This is a genomic window from Nocardia sp. NPDC059154, assembly GCF_042755705.1.
Classification (GTDB): domain Bacteria; phylum Actinomycetota; class Actinomycetes; order Mycobacteriales; family Mycobacteriaceae; genus Nocardia.
Map to the genome: position 1 here is coordinate 37,151 of NZ_JBHZCS010000043.1, position 22,006 is coordinate 59,156.

18 protein-coding genes and 1 riboswitch are annotated in these 22,006 nt (G+C 67.9%); of the genes, 8 read left to right on the plus strand and 10 right to left on the minus strand.

Annotated elements, in window-relative coordinates; all coding sequences use genetic code 11:
* Positions 1–92: 92 nt before the first annotated feature.
* A complete protein-coding gene (locus ACFXN1_RS31600; RefSeq protein ID WP_379438271.1) occupies positions 93–470 on the minus strand; it encodes a DoxX family protein in 378 nt (125 codons plus the stop codon).
* A gap of 126 nt (positions 471–596) precedes the next feature.
* The gene (locus tag ACFXN1_RS31605) at positions 597–1,733 is read right to left on the minus strand and encodes a GTP-binding protein (protein WP_379438269.1); all 1,137 of its coding nucleotides are present in this window, start codon (positions 1,731–1,733) and stop codon (positions 597–599) included.
* Positions 1,734–1,910: 177 nt separating this feature from the next.
* On the opposite strand from ACFXN1_RS31605, the gene thiD reads away from it, so the two are divergent.
* The 4 genes from thiD (at position 1,911) to ACFXN1_RS31625 (ending at position 6,644) form a co-directional block, all read left to right on the plus strand.
* Positions 1,911–2,762, plus strand: a complete 852-nt coding sequence (gene thiD, locus ACFXN1_RS31610) for a bifunctional hydroxymethylpyrimidine kinase/phosphomethylpyrimidine kinase (protein ID WP_379438267.1) — start codon at positions 1,911–1,913, stop codon at positions 2,760–2,762.
* Positions 2,763–2,899: 137 nt separating this feature from the next.
* Entirely contained in the window at positions 2,900–4,144 is a 1,245-nt protein-coding gene (locus ACFXN1_RS31615; protein ID WP_379438266.1) for a glycosyltransferase, read from the plus strand.
* A 157-nt stretch (positions 4,145–4,301) separates the two neighbouring features.
* Positions 4,302–6,326, plus strand: coding sequence for a glycosyltransferase family 39 protein (locus ACFXN1_RS31620; RefSeq protein ID WP_379438264.1), 2,025 nt, complete (start codon positions 4,302–4,304; stop codon positions 6,324–6,326).
* A 165-nt stretch (positions 6,327–6,491) separates the two neighbouring features.
* Complete coding sequence (locus tag ACFXN1_RS31625; RefSeq protein WP_379438263.1) at positions 6,492–6,644, plus strand: hypothetical protein; 153 nt, start codon at positions 6,492–6,494, stop codon at positions 6,642–6,644.
* A 16-nt stretch (positions 6,645–6,660) separates the two neighbouring features.
* Here ACFXN1_RS31625 and ACFXN1_RS31630 read toward each other — a convergent pair whose 3' ends face one another.
* Entirely contained in the window at positions 6,661–7,287 is a 627-nt protein-coding gene (locus ACFXN1_RS31630; protein ID WP_379438261.1) for an NAD(P)-dependent oxidoreductase, read from the minus strand.
* Positions 7,288–7,420: 133 nt separating this feature from the next.
* A complete protein-coding gene (locus tag ACFXN1_RS31635; RefSeq protein ID WP_379438260.1) occupies positions 7,421–8,557 on the minus strand; it encodes an epoxide hydrolase family protein in 1,137 nt (378 codons plus the stop codon).
* Positions 8,558–8,644: 87 nt separating this feature from the next.
* On the opposite strand from ACFXN1_RS31635, the gene ACFXN1_RS31640 reads away from it, so the two are divergent.
* Together ACFXN1_RS31640 and ACFXN1_RS31645 are read left to right on the plus strand one after the other, a co-directional pair.
* Positions 8,645–9,295 (plus strand): TetR/AcrR family transcriptional regulator, encoded by a 651-nt coding sequence (locus ACFXN1_RS31640; protein ID WP_379438258.1) that lies wholly within the window; start codon positions 8,645–8,647, stop codon positions 9,293–9,295.
* A gap of 106 nt (positions 9,296–9,401) precedes the next feature.
* Entirely contained in the window at positions 9,402–9,806 is a 405-nt protein-coding gene (locus ACFXN1_RS31645; protein ID WP_379438256.1) for a VOC family protein, read from the plus strand.
* A gap of 90 nt (positions 9,807–9,896) precedes the next feature.
* Here the strand turns inward: ACFXN1_RS31645 and thiC are convergent, their stop codons facing one another.
* Both thiC and ACFXN1_RS31655 read right to left on the minus strand, forming a co-directional pair.
* On the minus strand, positions 9,897–11,558 hold the full coding sequence (gene thiC, locus ACFXN1_RS31650; protein ID WP_379438255.1) for a phosphomethylpyrimidine synthase ThiC: 1,662 nt from the start codon (positions 11,556–11,558) through the stop codon (positions 9,897–9,899).
* Positions 11,552–11,662, minus strand: a riboswitch (TPP riboswitch). It overlaps the preceding gene by 7 nt.
* 120 nt (positions 11,663–11,782) lie before the next feature.
* Entirely contained in the window at positions 11,783–13,171 is a 1,389-nt protein-coding gene (locus ACFXN1_RS31655) for a lipase family protein (RefSeq protein WP_379438253.1), read from the minus strand.
* A gap of 99 nt (positions 13,172–13,270) precedes the next feature.
* Here ACFXN1_RS31655 and ACFXN1_RS31660 point away from each other — a divergent pair, with 99 nt between their 5' ends.
* The gene (locus tag ACFXN1_RS31660) at positions 13,271–13,945 is read left to right on the plus strand and encodes a TetR/AcrR family transcriptional regulator (RefSeq protein WP_379438252.1); all 675 of its coding nucleotides are present in this window, start codon (positions 13,271–13,273) and stop codon (positions 13,943–13,945) included.
* 111 nt (positions 13,946–14,056) lie between these two features.
* Here ACFXN1_RS31660 and ACFXN1_RS31665 read toward each other — a convergent pair whose 3' ends face one another.
* The 4 genes from ACFXN1_RS31665 to ACFXN1_RS31680 form a co-directional block, all read right to left on the minus strand.
* Positions 14,057–16,414 (minus strand): MMPL family transporter, encoded by a 2,358-nt coding sequence (locus tag ACFXN1_RS31665; protein WP_379438250.1) that lies wholly within the window; start codon positions 16,412–16,414, stop codon positions 14,057–14,059.
* A 102-nt stretch (positions 16,415–16,516) separates the two neighbouring features.
* Entirely contained in the window at positions 16,517–17,695 is a 1,179-nt protein-coding gene (gene fahA, locus ACFXN1_RS31670) for a fumarylacetoacetase (RefSeq protein ID WP_379438249.1), read from the minus strand.
* A 55-nt stretch (positions 17,696–17,750) separates the two neighbouring features.
* A complete protein-coding gene (locus tag ACFXN1_RS31675) occupies positions 17,751–18,956 on the minus strand; it encodes a homogentisate 1,2-dioxygenase (RefSeq protein WP_379438247.1) in 1,206 nt (401 codons plus the stop codon).
* 69 nt (positions 18,957–19,025) lie between these two features.
* Entirely contained in the window at positions 19,026–19,652 is a 627-nt protein-coding gene (locus ACFXN1_RS31680; RefSeq protein WP_354843547.1) for a TetR family transcriptional regulator, read from the minus strand.
* Positions 19,653–19,807: 155 nt separating this feature from the next.
* Here ACFXN1_RS31680 and ACFXN1_RS31685 point away from each other — a divergent pair, with 155 nt between their 5' ends.
* Positions 19,808–21,727: an acyl-CoA dehydrogenase family protein gene (locus tag ACFXN1_RS31685; protein ID WP_379438246.1), complete on the plus strand. Its 1,920-nt coding sequence runs from the start codon at positions 19,808–19,810 to the stop codon at positions 21,725–21,727.
* Positions 21,728–22,006 lie beyond the last annotated feature (279 nt).

Genomic DNA, 22,006 nt, shown 5'->3' on the forward strand with positions numbered 1-22,006 from the left:
GCACGATGAAATCCTCACCAGCCGCGCGGAGGAGCGACTGTTCGCGGTAAGCGGCCATCCCCAGGTCTGCCCCGCAGGAACTGGATCGCCGGTCAGAACGGGTGGAGCCAGAAGCGACCCACTGTGATGAAGAGGGCCAGGGCCAAGTAGAGCACGTTGGCTATCAAGGCCGCTCGGTCGCCGTGGCGGAGGTGGGTGATCATGGCGCCGATCATCAGGAGGATCCAGCAGACGGCGGTGACCGGGACCATGAACGGGGCTATGTCGAGGGCTGCGGGGAGGGTGAGGCCGAGGGCGGCCAGGACTTCCAGGGCGCCGAGGGTTTTGACGAATGTGGCGGTGGCGTCGCCGGTCCAGCCGCCGCCGGGGGCAGCGGCCAGCTTCTCCTTGGGGACGACGATTTTCGTGAGGCCGCCGAAGAGGGCTGCGGCTGCCAGCAGGCCGGCGCAGATCCACAGGGCGATATTCATGGTGGCGACTCCTTCTCGGCGATTCGCACACAAGACTCGAAATCGTCCGGTCTTGTGACATCACCTTCGTATGACCTGTGTCACGGGTGGTGGAGTCGATCGGGCAGTCGCCGCCGGTTCGGATGATCAGGCGTGGTTGTGGGATGGGCCCCATGAGGGGAAGGGGTCGGGGTAGGTGAGCCATTCCTGGTGGCCCGCAGCGAGTTCGGTGTCGGTGAGGAGGGCTGAGGTCAGGAGGTCGTGGACGTGGTGGCGGTCGAGTCCGATGCCGATGAAGACGATTTCCTGGCCGGGTTGCATGTCGAGGGCGTCCCAGTAGGCGCCGGCTTCGAAGGTCAGGTTCGGGCCGGCCTGGGACCAGATGGCGGCCAGGTGGGGGCGGCTCGCCAGCCAGAAGAAGCCTTTGCTGCGGAGCAGTCGCTGTAGTTGGGCGAGGGCGGCGTCGAGGCGTTCGGGGTGGAAGGGGCGGTCGGCGGTGAAGGTGAGGCTGCTGATGCCGTATTCCTCGGTTTCGGGGGTGTGGCCGCCCGCCAATTCCTCGTCCCAGCCTTCGAATTGGGCGGCGAGATCGGGGTTGTAGCGGCCGGTGTCGAGGACTTCCGCGAGGTCGACGACGCCGTGTGCGGCGCGCACGATCCGCGCGCCCGGGTTCAATCGCCGGATCGTGGCCTCCACGGTTCCGAGGGCATTCGCGCTCACCAGGTCGGTCTTGTTGAGCACCAGCACGTTCGCGAACTCGACCTGATCGACCAGCAGGTCGGCGATGGTGCGCGCATCCCCTTCTCCCGCTTGCAGATTCCGCTCGGCGAGGGCTTGCCCCTTCACCACTTCGGCGAGGAAGGTGGAGCAGTCCACGACCGTCACCATGGTGTCCAGGCGCGCGAGTTCACCGAGCTGAAAGCCGTCCTCGAACTCCCACTCGAAGGTGGCCGCCACCGGCATCGGCTCGGAGATCCCGGTGGATTCGATGACCAGCTGGTCGAAGCGCCCCTCCCGCGCGAGTTTTCCCACCGATTCGATGAGGTCCTCGCGCAGTGTGCAGCAGATGCAGCCGTTGGTGAGCTCCACCAGTCTCTCCTCGGTGCGGTCCAGATGCCCCTGCCCCGCGACCAGCGCCGCGTCGATGTTCACCTCGCTCATGTCATTGACGATGACCGCCACCCGGCGGCCCTCCCGGTTGGCCAGGATGTGGTTGAGCAGGGTCGTCTTGCCCGCACCGAGGAATCCCGACAGCACGGTCACAGGCAGCTGAGTTGAAGTCATCCATTAATGATAATGATTTTCAATATCTGCGATCGATCGCCCCCAGGGTTCGCGGCCCGTCTCGTTCTGGACTGAGCGGAGCCGGGGGAGCGAAGCGGAGGAGGCGGAGGGAGGGAAGAACGAGACCTCCAGGGCCGGGAACCCGCCCGGAGCGAAGCGGAGGGCAAAATAAGCGCCGTGCATCTGCTACCGCTTGCCCCGAACGGCACCACCCCGGTTCGCGCCCTCACCATCGCGGGCACCGACTCCGGCGGCGGCGCGGGCATCCAGGCCGACTCCCGCACCATGGCCCTGTGCGGTGTGCACGCGTGCGTGGCGGTCGCCGCGGTGACCGTGCAGAACACCGTCGGCGTCAGCGGTTTCCACGAGATCCCGCCGCAGATCGTGGCCGACCAGGTGCGAACCGTGGTCGGCGACATCGGAATCGGTGCGGCCAAGACCGGCATGCTGGCCTCCACCGCCATCATCGAGGCTGTGGCCGGGGTCTGCCGCGAGGTCGGAATCGGACGCCAGGGCAGCATCCCGCTGGTGGTCGATCCGGTCGCCGCCTCCATGCACGGCGACGCCCTGCTGCACGCCGAGGCCCTGGACGCGGTGCGCCACACCCTGATTCCGCTGGCCACCGTGGTCACCCCCAACCTCGACGAGGTCCGCCTGATCACCGGCATCGACGTCATCGACGACGCTTCCGCCCGCAAGGCCGCCGAGGCGCTCATCGCGCTGGGCCCGCAGTGGGCCATCGTCAAGGGCGGGCACCTGCGCACCTCGGAGCAGTCCACCGACCTGCTCTTCGACGGCGACACCTTCCACGAGCTCCCGGCCCGGCGCCTGGTCACCGGCAACGATCACGGCGGTGGCGACACCCTGGCCGCGTCCATCTGCTGCGCGCTGGCCCACGGCTACTCGGTCCCCGACGCCGTCGCCTTCGCCAAGGAATGGACCTTCCGCTGCCTGGAAGCGTCCTACGACCTCGGCAAAGGACACGGACCGGTCTCCCCGCTGTGGCGGCTGCATCTCGGACCGAGCTAGCGCGATCACGGCGGGGTCCGTGCGATCTCGATCCGGGTTCGCGCATCGCACGAAATCGACGCCGAGGCAAGCGGCTCCCAGGAACCTCCCAGGCAGGCCGCAGACTGATGTGAGTCTGGTGATCGAGATTGGTCACTATGAACGACACCGTAACCGCCGTGCGGGCGGCGGAACCCGCAGAAGCAGTGACCGCTCCCGTCGTGGACGTGGTCGTTCCGGTCTACAACGAAGAGGTCGACCTCGGCCCCTGCGTGCGCAGACTGCACGCGTTCCTCACCCTGAACTTCCCTTTCACGGCGCGCATCACCATCGCCGACAACGCCTCCACCGACAACACCCTCGAGGTGGCCCGGCAGCTGGCCGACCAGATGGACGGCGTGCGGGTGGTGCACCTGGACCGTAAGGGCCGCGGCCGCGCGTTGCGCGAGGTCTGGCAGGCCTCCGACGCCCAGGTGGTCGCCTACATGGACGTGGACCTGTCCACCGACCTCAACGCGCTGCTACCGCTGGTCGCGCCGCTGGTGTCCGGGCACTCGGACGTCGCCATCGGCACCCGGTTGGCCTCCTCCTCACGGGTGGTGCGCGGGCCCAAGCGCGAGATCATCTCCCGCTGCTACAACCTGATCCTGCGGGCCTCGCTGCAGGCCAAGTTCTCCGACGCGCAGTGCGGCTTCAAGGCCATGCGCGGCGACGTGGCCAAGCTGGTGCTGCCGCTCGTCGAGGACGGCGAATGGTTCTTCGACACCGAACTGCTGGTGCTGGCCGAGCGCATCGGGCTGCGCATCCACGAGGTGCCGGTGGACTGGATCGACGACCCGGACTCCCGGGTGGACATCATCGACACGGCCCGCAAGGACCTGCTCGGCGTCTGGCGGGTCGGCCGCGCGCTGACCACCGGCCGGCTCCCCATCAACGAGCTGCGTGCCGCCATCGGCCGCGAGCCGCTGGTGGAGGGCGTGCCGCTGGGCATGGTCGGGCAGCTGGTCCGCTTCGGCATCGTCGGCGTCACCTCGACCCTGGCCTACCTGCTGCTCTATGTCCTGCTGCAGGGCATCACGGGCGCGCAGGCCGCCAACTTCCTGGCCCTGCTGGTCACCGCGATCGGCAATACCGCCGCCAACCGCGCCTTCACCTTCGGGGTGCGCGGGTCCAATCAGGCGGTGTCGCATCACTTCCAGGGTCTGGTCATCTTCGGCGTCGGCCTTGTGCTGACCAGTGGCTCGCTCTACACCCTGCACCACTGGGCCCCGGATGCGGCGGTGCACCTGGAGCTGCTGGTGCTGGTGATCGCCAACCTGGTCGCCACCCTGCTGCGCTTCGTCGGGCTGCGCTGGGTCTTCCGCAATGCCGGACGGCATCCCGTGCCCGAGGCGGTCCGGTGACAACGATCTTCCCTGCGCCACAGGCGCTTCCGACCGATGGCTTCCGTCTGGTGCGAGTGGACTTTCCCGGCCGGTGCTATCCCGAACACGGCGACCTGCCGTACTGGACCACCCCGTCCGACACCCCCACCGATCGAGCTGACCGAGGAGGCGACCGATGACCGCGACTCTGACCGAGCCCCGGCTCGCTCCAGCCCCGGCCGAGCCGCCCGCGGCCCGCACCGGCCGCCGGGAGTACCTGGCGCTGGCGGCCCTGCTGATCGGCACCGCCATCGCCTACCTCTGGAACCTGTCCGCCAACGGCTGGGCCAACTCCTTCTACGCGGCCGCCGTGCAGGCGGGTTCGGTGTCGTGGAAGGCCATGTTCTTCGGCTCCTCCGACGCGGCCAACTCCATCACCGTGGACAAGACGCCACTGTCGTTGTGGCCCATGGAGATCTCGGTGCGGATCTTCGGCCTGCACAGCTGGAGCATGCTGCTGCCGCAGGCCCTGCTCGGCGTGGCCTCGGTGGCGCTGCTGTGGGCCATCGTGCGCCGCACCTTCGGCGCGAGCGCCGGACTGCTGGCCGGCCTGGTGCTGGCGCTGACTCCCATTGCCGCCGTGATGTTCCGGTTCAACAACCCGGACGCCATGCTGGTGTTCCTCATGCTGGCCGCGGCCTGGGCCATGACCCGCGCGGTCGCCGACGGCCGCTGGCGCTGGGTGCTGCTCACCGGCGCGTTCATCGGACTCGGCTTCCTGGCCAAGCAGCTGCAGGTGCTGCTGGTGGTGCCCGCGTTGGCGCTGACCTACCTGATCGCGGGCCCGCCCGAGCTGGGCAAGCGCATCGCGCAGCTGTTCGGTGCGGCCGCGGCCATGGTGGCGGGCGCCGGCTGGTGGGTGCTGCTGGCCGAGCTGTGGCCGGCCTCGGATCGCCCGTACTTCGGCGGCTCGCAGCACAATTCGATCATCGAACTCACCCTCGGCTACAACGGCCTGGGCCGTCTCGACGGCAATGAGCGCGGCAGCGTCGGCGGTTTCGGCGGCGGCGACCAGCTGCCGAGCGGTGGTGGCGGCATGTGGGGCACGCCCGGCATCGGGCGGCTGTTCGAACCGGCGCAGGCCGGTCAGATCGCCTGGCTCATCCCGGCCGCCCTGGTACTGCTGGTGGCGGGAATCGCCCTGCGCGGCAAGCTGGCCCGCACCGATCCCCAGCGCGCCACGCTGATCCTGTTCGGTGGCTGGCTGGTGGGCACCGGACTGGTGTTCAGCCTCATGAAGGGCATCTTCCACCCGTACTACACGGTGGCGCTGGCCCCGGCCGTGGCCGCGCTGATCGGCGCGGGCTCGGTGCTCACCTGGCAGCACCGCGATCGGCTGTGTGTGCGTCTGGCCGCCGTTCTGGCGATGGGCCTGACCACGGCCACGGCGTGGATCATCCTGTCCCGCAGCACGTCCTTCGTGCCGTGGCTGCGCTGGGTGGTCCTGGTGGGCGGCATTGTCGCCACCGTCCTGCTGCTGATTCGCCTGCCCCGCAAGGCCGGTCTGGCCGTCGCGGCGGCCGCGGTGCTGGTCGGTCTGGCCGGTCCCACCGCCTACGCCGTGGACGGCATCGCCACCGCACACCAGGGGCCGATGCCCTCGGCCGGACCCGCGGTGCGCGGCGGCTGGGGTCCGGGCGGTCCGCGTGGCGGCGACCACGGTATGCCGAACGGCCGCACCGGCAACGGTGGACCGGGTGGCAATGCGGGACCCGGCAATGGCATGCCCGGCGGGCAGCCGGGTGGCGGTCAGCACGGCGGATTCGGCGGCGGCGCGGGCAACATGATGATGGCGAGCAACCCGAGTGACAAGGTCACCGCGCTGCTGAAGGCCGACGGCTCCGAGTACACCTGGGTGGCGGCGACGGTCAGCTCCAACTCGGCGGCCGGATTCCAGCTGGCGACCCAGCTGCCGGTCATGCCGATCGGTGGCTTCAATGGCAGCGACCCCTCGCCGACACTGTCCCAGTTCCAGGAGTACGTGCAGGTCGGCCGGATCCACTACTTCATCAGCGGCAATCAGATGGGCGGCGACCGCGGCGGCAACGGCGGCAACCAGAGCCAGAGCTCGCAGATCACGGCGTGGGTGAAGGAGCACTTCAACTCGCAGGAGGTGGACGGCATCACCCTCTACGACCTGACCTCGCCGAAGACCACATAACCGGCGGGCTTGCCACCGCCACAACAGGACTGAGCGCTCGTACCCGATGGGGGACGAGCGCTCGATTCTTTCCGTCGGACACAAGTCGGTGTGCGACTCGGCCGCAAGTGATCTACCTCGTCGTTAGAATCGATGTGACGGTCGTCACGATCCAGGGAATTCGCCATGAGCACGCCGCATCTCCTCAGCGATGAGCATCGAGAAGCCTTCTGGCGCAGGGCCGGATGGGATCCGTACCTCCCGGATGCCGAGCGCGCCGCCATAGAACGGCGCTGGGACGACGAATCCATCTCCATGGCAGAGGTTTTCGGTTTCTGATCGGCGGCGCACCGGGTCAGTTCGAGATGCCCGGGGTGCGGCGGACGTAGGTGCCGTCGGTGAGCTGTTCGACGAGGAACTCGGCGATGTCCGCGCGTGAGATCTTCAGCGACAGACCGGTTTCCGTGGCCGGGAAATCCCGGCGGTAGTTCCCGGTGGCCGGTCCGTCGGTGAAGGCGCTGGGCCGCACGATGGTCCAATCCAGATCACTGGCCAGCACGTACTCCTCCTGCCGCACGTGATCGGCGTAGGCCTGCCGCAGCAGCATGCCGAACATCACGTACTTCCAAACGAAGTTCAGATTGCCGCGGCTGTCGCCGACACCCAGCGAGGACTGGCAGATCAGCCGCTTCACCCCGGTCCGAGCCATGGCCTCGATGATGTGGCGGGTGCCCTCGGCGCGCACCACGCCCTTGCGGCCCGCGCCGAGGGTGACGATCACCGCGTCCTGCCCGATCACGGTGCGCTCCACCGCGGCCGGGTCCAGCACATCGCCGACCTCGACGCGCAGCCGCTCGTGGGTTGCGGCGGTCAGGTTGGCGGCATCGCGGGTCAGCGCGGTGACCTGATGCCCGGCCGCGAGGGCACGGGCGACGACGTGGCGACCGACGGTTCCGGTGGCTCCGAAAATGGCGACCTTCATGGCTCTCACCTCGTGTAATTCGTTGTTGCGATGATGAATTCAGTACATCAGCGAGAGCCTCCGGGAACCATCGCCGCGCGTCTCGCGAACATGCGGGAGGATCCAGGCCGGCCTTCGGGCAGAACCGGGCGAATCAGCGCAGCCCGGCGAAGAATTCGCGAATATCCGCCACCAGCACGTCGGTCGCCTCGTGTGCGGCGTAGTGTCCCGCCGCATCATTGGCGCTGGTCGAGCCCGAGTTCACGTCGTAGGCGTGCCAGCTCACGATGTTCTTGTGATCGCGTTCGGCGAAGGGGCGGATGGACTGGAAATCGCCGGCGAACATGGCCAGCGCGGTGGGGACGGTGGTCGGTCCGGTGGGCTGCTCGGTGGCGTGGGCGTCCTCGTAGTAGAAGCGGATGGACGATCCGGCGGTGCCGGTCAGCCAGTAGATGGCCATATTGCCGATCACGAATTCCGCGTCGAGGCTCTCGGGGAAGAGCTGCGAGTTCCAGCCCAGCAGCCCCAGCGGCGAATCCGACAACGCGAAGGCCAGGGTGTGTGGCTGCTGGCTCGACAGCGTATTGAACGCGAACTTGTTGTCGTAGAACCACTGCAGGTGCGCCAGTGCGGCCATGTCCTCCTCGGACAGGCCGGCCATCTCGGCCGGGTCGCCCGACGGGAACGAGAACAGCTGCGTCACATGGACTCCCAGCACGCGATCCGGCGCGATCCGGCCCATTTCCGGCGCGATCATCGAGCCGGCGTCATTGCCGATCGCACCGAACCGGGTGTAGCCGAGCCGGTCCATGAGCTCCACCCAGGCGCGGGCGGTGCGGTAGCGGTTCCAGCCGGTGGAGCGGGTCGGGCCGGAGAATCCGTAGCCCGGCAGCGACGGGATGACCACGTGGAAGGCCGGAGCGTCCGTGTCCTCGGGTGCGGTGAGCGGCGCGATGAGATCCACGTACTCGAGGATCGAGCCCGGCCAGCCGTGGGTGAGGATCACCGGGGTGGCATCCTCTCGCGCGGACCGCACGTGCAGGAAGTGGATGTCCTCACCCTCGATCTCGGTGGTGAACTGGGGGTAGGCGTTCAGCTCGGATTCCAGTGCCCGCCAGTCGAACTCCTCCAGCCAGTACTGCGCGAGCTCGCGAATGCGTGCGTTCGGGACGCCGTACGCGTCGCCCACGCCCGGCAGCTCGTTCGGCCACAGCGCCCTGCGCAGCCGCTCGGTCAGATCGTCCAGCTGGGCCTGGGGGACGTCGATGCGGAAGGGGCGGATGGCGTTCATCATTCTCTCCTCAGTGGAACGGAATGCTTCGTTCTGTTCAAACCATAACAGAACGGATCATTCCGTTCAAGTGGTAAGCTCGGATTCATGCCGAAGACAGCCGAACCCGCAGCTCAGCGCGCCCTACCCGGCCGCAAGGCGCAGGCCGCGCGCAATGACGAACTCATCCTGGCCGCCGCGCGGGACGTGTTCCTGGCCGAACCCAAGGCGCCGATCTCGGCCGTCGCCGAGCGCGCGGGGGTGGGCATCAGCGCGCTGTACCGCCGCTATCCGAGCAAGGAGGAGCTGCTGCGCACCCTCTGCTACGACGGACTGCGCCGCTATAACGCGGAAGCCGAAGCGGCCCTGGAGAATTCCGACGGCTGGGCGGCACTGGTCGACTTCCTGCACCGCGTGGTCGACGCCGATGTGCACTCGCTGACCGTGCATCTGGCCGGCACCTTCACCCCGGACGAATCGATCCTCCCGGACGTCCAGCGCTCGGCCGAACTCAATGACGAACTCCTGCGCCGGGCCCGGGAATCGGGGCGGCTGCGGCCCGGGGTCACCGTCGCCGACTTCGGCCTGATCCTCGAAGCCTGCGCGACGATCGCACTGCCCGATCCCGAGCGCACCGCCCAGCTGCGCCGCCGGGTCCTGGCCCTGCTGATCGACGGCCTCACCGCCACCGGTGACCTGCCCGGCCCGCCACCGGTTCCGGGCGAATTCGCCCAACGCTGGCAGCGTCGTGACCAGTGAACGGTAGCGTTCGCCGCGGGCGTGCCGGCATTCATTCCCGAACCATGATGAATTCCGCGGCTCGGCTCCGACTTCCGCAAGAGCACTCGAATCGGAAGGAACTGTCATGAACTGGACACTCGAAGTGGTCATCGTCCCCGTGTCGGACGTGGACCGCGCCAAGGATTTCTACAGCACCAAGCTCGGGTTCCATGTGGACCACGATGTCCGGCCCGCGGAGGGGACGCGGATCTGTCAGCTCACCCCGCCGGGCTCGGGCTGTTCGATCGTCATCGGCGAGGGTGTGGTGCCGAAGATGGAGCCGGGATATCTCAAAGGGCTGCAGCTGGTGGTGCCGGATCTGAAGCGTGCCCACACTGAACTGGTCGAGCGCGGAGTCGAGGTCAGCGACATCCAGGTGCTGCCGGGGCCGCCGTCGGCGGGCGACCCGCTGGACAACAGCGGGTTCATCTTCTTCGACGATCCGGACGGCAACAGCTGGGCCGTCCAGCAGATCTCGAGCAGGGCCTGAGGCAACGACGCCGGGCCGGAACACGATTCGAGGCGAGCGGCTCGAAAGCCGCCCGCCCCGAATCGGATTCGCCGGCTACCGGATGCGGTCCTAGGACACGACCGGCAGGTACACCTGGTTGCCGGTGGAGGCGAACTCGGCGGACTTCTCCGCCATGCCCGCTTCGATGGCGGCGATATCGGTGAGGCCCTGCTTCTCGGCGTAGTCGCGCACGTCCTGCGAGATGCGCATGGAGCAGAACTTCGGACCGCACATGGAGCAGAAGTGCGCGGTCTTGGCGGGCTCGGCCGGGAGGGTCTCGTCGTGGTACTCGCGGGCGGTGTCGGGGTCCAGCGAGAGGTTGAACTGGTCGGTCCAGCGGAACTCGAAGCGCGCCTTGGACAGTGCGTTGTCGCGGTCCTGGGCGCGCGGGTGCTGCTTGGCCAGGTCAGCGGAGTGGGCGGCGATCTTGTAGGTGATCACGCCGACCTTCACGTCGTCCCGGTTGGGCAGGCCCAGGTGCTCCTTGGGCGTCACGTAGCAGAGCATGGCGGTGCCCGCCTGCGCGATGATGGCCGCGCCGATGGCCGAGGTGATGTGGTCGTAGGCCGGCGCGATGTCGGTGGCCAGCGGCCCGAGCGTGTAGAAGGGGGCCTCCTCGCAGAGCTCCTCCTCCAGCTTCACGTTCTCGACGATCTTGTGCATGGGCACGTGGCCCGGGCCCTCGATCATCACCTGCACGCCATAGGATTTCGCGATCTTGGTGAGCTCGCCCAGGGTGCGCAGCTCGGCGAACTGGGCCTCGTCATTGGCGTCCGCGATGGAGCCCGGGCGCAGACCGTCACCCAGCGAGAAGGTGATGTCGTACTTGGCCAGGATCTCGCACAGCTCGGCGAAGTTGGTGTACAGGAACGATTCCTGGTGATGCGCCAGGCACCACGCCGCCATGATGGAACCGCCGCGCGAAACGATGCCGGTGACACGCTTGGCGGTCAGCGGCACGTAGCGCAGCAGCACGCCGGCGTGCACCGTCATGTAGTCGACGCCCTGCTCGGCCTGCTCGATCACGGTGTCGCGGTAGATCTCCCAGGTGAGCTTGGTGGGATCGCCGTTCACCTTCTCCAGCGCCTGGTAGATCGGCACGGTGCCGACCGGGACGGGGGAGTTGCGCAGAATCCACTCACGGGTCTCGTGAATGTTCTTGCCGGTGGACAGATCCATGATGGTGTCGGCGCCCCAGCGGGTGGCCCACACCATCTTCTCCACCTCCTCGGCGATGGAGGAGCTCACGGCCGAATTGCCGATGTTCGCATTGATCTTGACCGCGAACTTCTTGCCGATGATCATCGGCTCGGACTCGGGGTGGCGGTGGTTGGCCGGGATCACCGCGCGACCGGCGGCCACCTCGTCGCGCACCAGCTCGGGCCCGACGCCCTCGCGCGCCGCGATATAGCGCATCTCGTTGGTGATGATGCCCTGGCGGGCCCAGGCCAGCTGGGTCGGCGGGCCGTCGACCTGCGGCTTGTCCCAGGTGTCGCGGAGCTTGGGCAGCCCCGCCTCGAGATCGATGGTGGCGGTGTCGTCGGTGTACGGACCGGAAGTGTCGTACACGTCGAAGTGCTCGCCATTGGTGAGATTGATGCGCCGCACCGGAACCCGCAGCGTCGTGCCGTCGGCCTCGACCTGTTCGTAGTGCTTGACGCTGCCCTCGATGGGACCGGTTGTCACGGTGTCGACGGGCGCGGAGTTGCTCGGGACGCGACTCGATGACATGGGTGAATCCTCCCTACGCCGGCATTACCCGGTCAGGTTCATACGGTCGACGGCCCGCTAGCCGTCCTCTCAGCCCGCTGGTGCGAGCCCCCGTTGGCATACGTACTTTTCCGCAGCGACCATACCGCGCTCCACGGCACGCACGCTCCGAGACCGCGGAATATACGATTCGGTCTGCTCGGGGGATGGACTCGGCCGGGTGCGGTTCAGCGGGTAGGCGAGTCTCAGCGCTCCTGCGGGCCGATGGGCCAGCCCAGTGCGCCGAACGCGGCGTCCAGCTCGATCTCGGTCTGGGTGGCGAGGGCGTCGAGGCTGCCGAGCATGGTGATCACATCGTCGGTACGGCAGCCGGACGGGTCGGCCGCGCCGGGGGCGAGGCGGGACTTGATCCAGTTGAAGGCGTCGGCCATGCCGAGGGTGGTCAGGGTCAGGTGCTCGCTGAGGTGGTCGCGCTTGTAATAGACGGAAGCACCCCCGTCGCACCACCGCTGGACCATGCGGTCGTTGGTGTACCACGGCACGGCCTCGTCGTAGACGCCCTGATAGACCATGGTGGGCGCGGTCGGCGGATTACTGCCCAGCACAGTCGAATCGAAGACCTCCTTGATCTCCGGCAGCGCCAGGTAGTCGGCGATCGGGATGGTCAGCATGCGCTGATAGTCGGTGAACATCAGGTTCAGCACATTGCGCACCAGGCACTGGTTCGCGGTGCGATCCATGACCGCGCGGCCCTCGGGTGTCAGGTACTTCTCGGTGGTCTCGGCGAACTTGGGATACGCATTACGCAGCGAGGCGATACCCACGCCGATCAGGCTGGCGAACATCGAACCGTTGACGTGCAACAGGGATTCGACATCCGAAACTGGCGCGCCCAGCGCGATGCCCTCGAGGTTCAGCTCCGGCGCATAGCCCGGCTGCATCTCCGCCGCCCAGCCGCTGCCCATGCCGCCACCGGAGTAACCCCACAGGGCCACCGGCGTATTCGCGCCGTCCAGGCCCAGCGGCTGGAAGCTTTCGGCGGCGCGCACGCTGTCGAGAACCAGATATCCTGGTTCCTTGGCGACCGCGAGATGCCCGTTCAGGCCCTCGTAGTCGGGCACATTGATGGCGTACCCCTGGCTGATGGAGGCCGCGAGCTCCAGGTACTCGACGGTGGAGTGCACGCCCTCCAGTGCGGGTAGCCCGCCACCCTGCTGCAGCACGTAGGACGGCGCGCACGCGGGTGAGGTGCTGTCGTAGAAGAACTGGTGCGAGACCAGCGGCCGACTGTGAGAAGTGTTGGCCCCCTCCGGAATCGCCACGGTTGTGACCGCGACCGTCGGCTGCCCGAACAGGTCGGTGGTGCGGTACAGCAGTTGCCACGATCGCACGTGCACCGGCAGCACGGTGAGCATCGCCAGCTGCACCTCGCGGCTGCGCAGGATCGTGCCGGGATCGGTGGATTCGAACCCGCCGGGCGCTCGATAGAACGGGTCGGCGTTCACCGGGAGTGGTTGCGCGGCAACCGTTCCCGCGGTGACTCCCCCCAGTAGTACGGCCGAGGCGGTCGTCAGTGCCGTCGCGAGGGCCGCGAGCAGCCGCCTCCCACGCCCGCGATCCCCAGTGATTGCCACGTCTCTGTTCCCTTCCGCATCGACGTGACAGCGATTACAGCACGGCCTCAGGTTACCAACAAGATGTCTTTCTGAAATGAGCTTGGCTATCGTCTAGGCATGTCCCGCAGCAAATCTGCCGCGCCGACCGACCGGACCCCCGTACGGCGTCGCATCCGCGGCCTCGACGCCGACGAGCGCAGCGCCCAGCGCCGCCGTCAGCTGCTCGCCGCCGCCACCGAACTCTTTGCCCGGCAGAGCTATTCGGGCACCTCCATCGAACAGATCTGTCAGCACGCCTACGTCGGCACCAAGGGCTTCTACGACCACTTCGACAGCAAGGAAGCCTGCTACACCGCCCTGCTGGAACAGATCACCACGGGCATCCAGCAACGGGTGGCCGAGGTGGCCGTCGAAACCGCCGACGCGGACTGGGCCACCCGCCGCGCTACCGTCCTGGCCGCCTTCGTCCACGCCATCGCCGACGACCCCCGCCTGGCCAAGGTCACCTTCGGCGAAGCCGGCGGCATCTCACCCACCGTCGAAGCCATGCGCCGCTCCAACCGCCGCTGGTCCGCCGAATTCCTGAAACACCAATGGCTGCAGGCCGATCCGCGCGACGACCCGCACCTGCTGGCGCTGGCCCTCGCCACCATCGGCGGCATGTTCGAACTGGTCGCCGACTGGCTGCACCACCACGACGACGGCGGCGCACCGGATTCCGTGGACACCCTCGTCGCCGATCTGAACCACTTCGTGGCGGTGGTCGACGCGGGCCGGACCGCCGCCCGCTGAGCGAACCTCCGACCGGGGCGCTCAGTCGCGCGGGCGGGCGGCGAGCATGATCTCGCCGCACGGGAATTCGGCGCCGCCAGCGGCGTCGCGGTGATCGGCATCGTGATGGCCTCACACGCCGGAGACGGCGCCCACCCGGTCGCCTTCGCCGACAGCATGGGCGTCGGTCTCGGCGTCCTGGTGCTGCTCGCCGCCGGCGTGGTCGCCCTCGGCTACCGCCGCGGCTGACTCCTCCTCCAGCCCGATCCGCTTGTGCAGCGCCGCAAGCGGTTTCGGCGCCCACCAGTTGCCGGTGGACATCAGGCGCATGAGGGCCGGGGCCAGCAGGCCGCGAATGATGGTGGCGTCGGAGACCACGGCCAGCGCCAGGCCGATGCCGAACAACTTCATGGGTGCGACCTCGGAGGTGGCCACGGCCAGCAGCACCACCGCCATCAAACCCGCTGCGGCGGTGAAGATCCGGCCGGTGCGGGCCACCCCGAGGGCCACCGAGCGGGTATTGGCCGCCCGGCCGCGATCCGAGGCCAGCCACTCCTCGCGAATCCGGGACAGCAGGAAGACCTCGTAGTCCATCGACATGCCGAAGGCCAGGCAGAACATGAGGATCGGCATGAACAGGTCGATGCTGCCGGTCGGGGTGAACCCCAGCAGACCGGACAGGTGGCCCTGCGCGAAGACCCAGATCATGGCGCCGAAGGTGGCGGTCAGCGACAGCATGTTCAACAGCAGTGCCTTCACCGGGAGCACCACGCTGCCGGTGAACAGGAACAGCAGGATCAGGGTGATGACGGCGATGAGCGCGGCCGCCAAGGGGATCCGGCTGATGACCGAGTCCATGGTGTCCTCGTTCAGGGCCGCCGCGCCGCCGTACCGCACCTCGCCGGGAGCCGGGACCGCCCGCAGTGCCGCGAGCTGCTGTTTGCCCGCGGCGGAGTAGGGCGCGACCTTCGTGCCGACCGAAAGGTAGGTCCCGTTCGGGCCGGCCATCTGCGGGATACCGGCCGCCACCCGCTTGCCGGTCGGCGGAATGCCCTCGGCGGATGGCGACGCCAGGTAGACGCCTTCGCTGGACAGCACCGCCGCGACACCCGGCACCTCCGACAGGCTCTTGGCATATGCGCCGATTTCCGCTGCGCCGCCGTGGAATCCGGGCAGCACGATCACCGTGCCGGAGGCCATGTCGGCATTGAAGTCCTGCCGCAGCGCGTCACCCACCTGACGGCTGGACGCGAAGGTGCCGATCACGCGATCGTCCGGGGTGCCGAAATGTGCCTTCAGGAAGGGGGATCCGAGGGCCAGCAGCACCGCCGCCGCGATCACCGCGACCGGCAGCGCCCGCCGCATGACCGCGGTCACCAGCCGGTACCAGAAGGTGGTCTCGACCGGCTTGGGCGCGGGCTCGCCGCGACCGAGCAGGCGGCGCACCGGTTTCCGCAGATCCCAGGCGTTCACCCGATCGCCGAGCAGCACCAGCGCGGCGGGCAGCAACAGCACCGACGCGCCCACGGCCGCGGCGACGACGGCGACACCGGCGTAGGCGAAGGACTTGAAGAACGGCTGCGGGAACACCGCCAGCGCCGCCAGGGCCAGGGCGACGGTCAAGCCGGAGAACACCACGGTGCGGCCCGCGGTCTGCACCGAACGCAGAATGGCTGCCCGGGTATCGCGGCCATTGGCCAGCTCCTCGCGATACCGGCTGACAATGAACAGGCTGTAGTCGATGGCCAGGGCCAGCCCCAGCGCGCTGGTCATGTTCAGCGCGAAGATGGAGACATCCATGACCGTGGTCAGCCCGCGCAGAATGCCCAGCGTCGCGGCGATCGCGAACAGTCCCACGCCGACCGGCAGCAGCGCCGCGACCACGCTGCCGAACACCAGCACCAGCAGCAGCGCCGATACCGGCACCGCGATGGCCTCCGCCAGCAGCAGGTCCTTCTCGACCTGGTGATTGATATCGGCGAAGGAACCGGCCATGCCGCCGACCCGGACCTGCACGCCGTCGTTGTCCCCATTGAGCTGGTTCGACAGCTCGGCGGCCCGGTTCTGCACCTCGGTGTCGGTGCCGGTGACCGTGGCCATGATGAGCCCGCGCTGCCCGTCCTTGCTCTTCAGTGCGGCGGCCAGATCGGACCGGGCGGCGAGGCTGGTCCAATACGACTGCACGCCGGTCACCGTCGGGTCCTGGCTCAGCTCGTCGGTGACGCGCTGCGCCTCGCCGCGCACCTGTGGGCTGTTGACGCCCCCGTCACCGCTGACCATGACGATGAGGTTGGGATTGCCGCCGGGGAAGTTCTTCGTGATGAAGTCATTGGCGCGCACCGACTCCAGCGAGTCGGTGAGATAGCCGCCGCCGACCATGTGGGATTTCACGGTGGCTCCGAAGCCACCGCACACGAGCATCAACAGGAGCGCGGCCACCAGGACCGCGCGCGGGCGTGCCATGGCGAACCGGGCAGAACTGGTCAACATTGACGCCACCCTCCGAAGTCTTCAGACCTTCGGAACGGTAACGTTCCTGACTTACCGGTCGGTAGGGTCAGTGATGATGTTCATGGTGATGCGGATTAGCTATCACTCGGCTTTCGTGATGCGCCCGCGCACCTCACCCAGCTCCAGGTGACCGCCCCCGATGGCGGGTGCGGTGGCCGTGATGACCACCTCGTCGCCGTCCTGCAGGAAGGTCCGCTGGACCCCGTTCAACTCGATCGGTTCGGTACCGCCCCAGCTCATTTCCATCAGCGACCCGCGCTCGCCACGATCGGCCCCCGAGATGGTGCCGGAGGCGAACAGGTCGCCGGTGCGGGTCGACGCGCCGTTGACCGTCAGATGCGCGAGCATCTGCGGCCCCGACCAATACATGCGCCGGAACGGGGGAGTGGAGATCACCTGGCCGTTCCACTCGACGGTCAGCGTGATGTCCAGTCCCCAGGACGTGTCGTCCCGCAGATACGGCAGCGGCTCCGGATGCTGCGGCGGCAGCGGAATCCGCGCGGCGGCCAACGCGTCGAGCGGAGTCGCGAACGCCGACAGGCTGGTCGCGAAGGACTTGCCGAGGAACGGGCCCAGCGGTTGCCCCTCCCAGGCCTGGATATCCCGGGCCGACCAGTCGTTCACCAGCGCCACCCCGAAGACGTGCTCGGCGAACTCTCCGGTCCCGATGGGCGTACCGAGCCGCGAGCCCGCGCCCACCACGAAGCCCAGTTCGGCCTCGATATCGAGGCGGCGGCTCGGCCCGAAATCCGGTGTGCCGGAATCGGTCCGGCGCTGCCCGTGCGGCCGGACGACATCCGTGCCCGACACCACCACGGTGCCCGCGCGCCCGTGATACCCCACCGGCAGGTGCCGCCAATTCGGCAGCAGCGGTTCACCGGCCGGCCGCAGCATCCGGCCCATGGCGGTGGCGTGATCGAGGCTGGCGTAGAAGTCGACGTAGTCGCCGATCTCCACCGGCAGGTCCAGCCGCACCGCCCGCACCGAATGCACCGCCGGCGCGGGCAGTTCCGCGTCGGCCGCCGCGCGCACCCGCTCGCGCACCTCCCGCCAGCACTGCGGGCCCTGGGTCATGAAGGCGTTCAGGTTGGGCTGCGCGAACATCGGATCATCCAGGGCCACCGCCAGATCGATGATCGAATCGCCCAGCCGCGCCCCCACCCGCGGGTCCCCGCCCAGCGGGCGGAACACGCAGTACGGCAGGTGTTCCGGACCGAATCCGGAACCCGCGGGCACCTCGATCCGCACCCGGCTGCTCATTTCCCCACCACCCGATCCCATGTCACCAACCCCTGCACCGTCGCACCACTCGGACTCAGATCCACTCGGACGGCCCTCGCCCCGACCAGGTCCAGGCATACCGCGCGTCCTCACACGCCAGCGCGCCCTCACCCAGCTGCAACGGGTGGAAGGTGTCCACCATGACCGCCAGCTCGTCGAAGAAATCGATGCCGATGCTGTGCTCGTAGGCCCCCGGCTGCGGCCCGTGCGCGTACCCGCCCGGATGCACCGACACCGAGCCCTGCCCGATCCCGGATCCCTTGCGCGCCTCGTAGTTTCCGCCGCAGTAGAAGAGGATCTCGTCGGAGTCCACATTCGAGTGGTAGTAGGGGACCGGTATCGAGAGCGGGTGGTAGTCCACCTTGCGCGGCACGAAATTGCAGATCACGAAGTTCTGCCCCTCGAAGGCCTGATGCACCGGCGGCGGCTGATGCACGCGGCCGGTGATCGGTTCGAAGTCGGCGATATCGAAGGTGAACGGGTACAGGCAGCCGTCCCAGCCCACCACGTCGAAGGGGTGGCTGGCGTACACCATGCTGGTGCCGACGATCTCACCGGCGGGACGGTGCTTGACCAGCACCTCCACGTTCTCGCCGTCGGTCTGCATCAACTCTGCAGGCCCATGCAGATCCCGCTCGCAATAGGGCGAGTTCTCCAGGAACTGGCCGTATTTCGAGAGATACCGCTTGGGCGGGGTGATGTGGCCGGCGCCCTCGATGACATAGGCGCGCAAGGGTTCGGGGCCGTCGGGAATCCAACGATGCGTGGTGGCGCGCGGCAGCAGCACCTGATGCCCCTGCCGTACCGGCAGTGCCCCGAAGACGGTTTCCACCCGCCCCGAACCGGATTCGATGTAGACGAGTTCGTCGCCGACGGCATTGCGGTACAGCGCCGATTCCCGCAGCGCCGCCACGTAGGAGATGCGCACATCGGCATTGCCCAGCAGCAGCCGCCGCCCGGTCACCACATCGCTGTCGGCCGGCTTGTCGCCCAGGAACAGTTCGTGCAGCTTCAGATGCCGGTGCCGCAGTGGATGATTCGGGTACAGCCGCTGCTCGGGCAGTATCCACACCGACGAATCCACAATGGCCGGAGGCAATCCCCGGTGATAGAGCAGCGAGGAATCACCGGAGAAGCCCTCTTCGCCCATCAGCTCTTCGTAATAGAGCGTGCCCCGCTCGTCCCGATGCTGCGTGTGCCGCTTGGGCGGCACCGAACCAACCTGCCGATAGAACGTCATGGCGGCCTCCCGATGACCGATGGTCCCTTTCCCATCGTAGCCACCGGATAACGGCAGGACCCCGGATTCTCAAGCGTGGCGCAGGGCCCGATACACCGCCGCGCCGACGAACTCGCCCAGTGTGTCGGGGGTCCACTCGCCCGGATCGGTGAGCAGGGTGCGCACCGCACCCTCGCCGGCCGAGACCCACAGCTCGACCAGGGCCGGCAGCTTGCGTTCGGCCTGCGCGGTGCCCCAGGCCTTCAGGGTCGGGCGCAACCGCCGGGTGCAGCGCTCCACGGCCAGCAGCCGGCCCTTGCCGAACGAATCCGCCACGGCCGGATCGGGATTGCCGTACAGCAGGCGCCAGGTGTCGGGCCGCTGGGACACCGTGTGCAGCAGGGCGCGGAAGCCCTCCACGAAGACCGCCTCGTCGGCTTCGACCCGGCGGCGCGGCAGCGTGTCCATGACGCCCTGCACCAGGTAGTCCTCCTCGCGGCGGATGAGCGCTTCGAGGAGCTCCACCCGATCGGCGAAGCAGGCGTAGACGACCGGGCGGGTGACCTTCATGCGGTCGGCCACGGCGGCGATGGTCACCGCCGCGATGCCGTCGGCGACGGCGATCTCGAGGGCGGTGTCGAGGACCTGCGGGCGACGCCGTTCGGGACCCAGATGCCGCGCGCGCTGGCGTGGTCGTATCGCCGAATCGATGCCCATGCGCACCGACGATAGCAGTGCGCGCGGGGTGGGGACCCGCTGGTCCGAGCCGGTAACAAGATCGTTTCCTACAGCAGTGCACAAAAATGCTACATTCACGAAGGAAACCACCCGGAGGAGCCGTGGACGCCCCCGGCCGGAGGAGACGAATCCCGATGAGTCAGACCCTGTTCAATCCGAAGACCTGCGAATTCGCCGAATTCGACGCCGAGACCAGGCGGCTGCTGCGCGCCACCGTCGACTACTTCGAGACTTTCGGCAAGACCAGGCTGCTGGCCGAGAGCCGGGACCGGGTCTGGTACGCGGATTTCCTGGACTTCATCAAGCTCGAACGGATCTTCGCGACCTTCCTGACCCCGGCGGCGCAGGCCGGCGGCGACCCGAACAAGCGCTGGGACACCGCGCGTATCGCCATGATGAGCAAGATCCTCGGCTTCTACGGCATGCAGTACTGGTACGTGTGGCAGGTCACCATCCTCGGCCTCGGCCCGATCTGGCAGAGCGCCAATGCCGAGGCCAAGGCCCGCGCCGCCGCGCTGCTGGAATCCGGCGAGATCTTCGCCTTCGGCCTCTCCGAGAAGGAGCACGGCGCCGACATCTACTCCACCGACATGGTGCTGGAACCGAAACCGGGCGGCGGCTACACCGCCACCGGAAGCAAGCACTACATCGGCAACGGCAATCTCGCGGGCATGGTGTCGGTCTTCGGCCGCCGCGCCGACAAGCCGATCATCGACTCCTCGGACTTCCTGCGGAAGATGACCGACGAGGAGTACTCGGGCTATCTGTTCTTCGCCGCCGACTCCCGGCACAAGAACTACAAGCTGCGCAAGAACGTCGTCGACTCCCAGATGTATGTGGCCGCTTTCGATCTCGACCGGTACCCGGTCGCCGAATCCGACATCCTGCACACCGGGCGCGCGGCCTTCGACGCCGCCATGAACACCGTCAATGTCGGCAAGTTCAATCTCGGTTTCGGTGCGGTCGGCGCGTGTGAGCATGCCATGTTCGAGGCGGTCGGCCACGCGTACAACCGAATCCTGTTCGGGCACCGGGTGACCGAGTTCCCGCAGGTGAAATCGCTTTTGGCGGACAGCTACGCCCGCCTGATCGGCATGAAGCTCTACAGCGAGCGGGCCATCGACTACCTGCGCTCGGCCAATGAGAACGACCGGCGCTACCTGCTTTTCAACGCCATCGAGAAGATGTCGGTCACCCGGCACGGCCAGCGGCTGTACGAGGACCTCGCCGACGTCATCGCGGCGCGCGGCTTCGAGAACGACATGTACTTCCCGATGGCCATGGTCGGCATGTTCGGCCTGCCACGGCTCGAGGGCACCGTCCACGTGAACATGGCCCTGTCGCTGAAGTTCATGCCCAACTTCATGTTCCACCCCGCCGACGCCGGGCTCGCCGCGCTGCGTTACCTGCCGGGCGCGGGCGTCGCGCCCAAGGGCGCGGTGCGAGCGGTGTCCGGGGCGCTGAGCTGGACCAGCCGTCGTGCCAGCGGCCCGGCCGCCAAGGCGGTGCCCGCGCTGAAGGGCGAATTCGCCCGGGCCGCACACGCTCCCGTGCCCACCCGCCGCGACGCCGCCGACGACGAATTCCTGTTCCGCCAGGGCCCGAGCAGCGGCCTCGGCAAGATCCGCTTCACCGACTGGCGACCGGTCTTCGAGAAGTTCGCCCACATCCCGAATGTCGCGGTCTTCCTGGAACAGGCCCTCGCCTTCCAAACCTTGCTCGCGGCCGCCACCCCGACCGCCGCACAGCAGCAGGACGTCGACTTCCTCTTCGCCCTCGGCGAGCTGTTCACCACGGTCCCGTACGCCCAGCTCATCCTCGAACAGGCCGAGATCGCCGGCGCCGACGAGTCGGTGCTCGACCAACTCTTCGACCTCTTCGTCCGCGAGTTCTCCGAGCACGCCCTGACCCTGCACACCAAACCGACCGCCACCAAGGCCCAGCAGATCCGCGCCCTGGATCTGGTCCGCCGCCCGATCGCCGACCAGGCCCGCTTCGACCGCGTATCGGCGCAGGTCGAAGCCCTGGCCGGGGTCTACGAAATGAATCCCTGACGTTGTCCCCCGCGGCCCGGCCGGCCCGGGCCGCAAATGCCACATTCGCCGGCCATCTGCTCGAGGAGCACATGCGAGCCGGGGTTCCCACGAATCCCGCGACCGTCACTCCGCAGCAGGCCAAGGGGCTGTATGCCCGCGGGTCCCGGTCCAGCACATAACGGCGGGGTTAACTTTTCGGGATTCTTCCCGGTCGAACGGGGCTTTCCGGGTAAAGAGGCGTACCTACGCTTGCGTAACAGGACAGGCGTACGGCAACCTCGCCTTGATCTTCGAGAC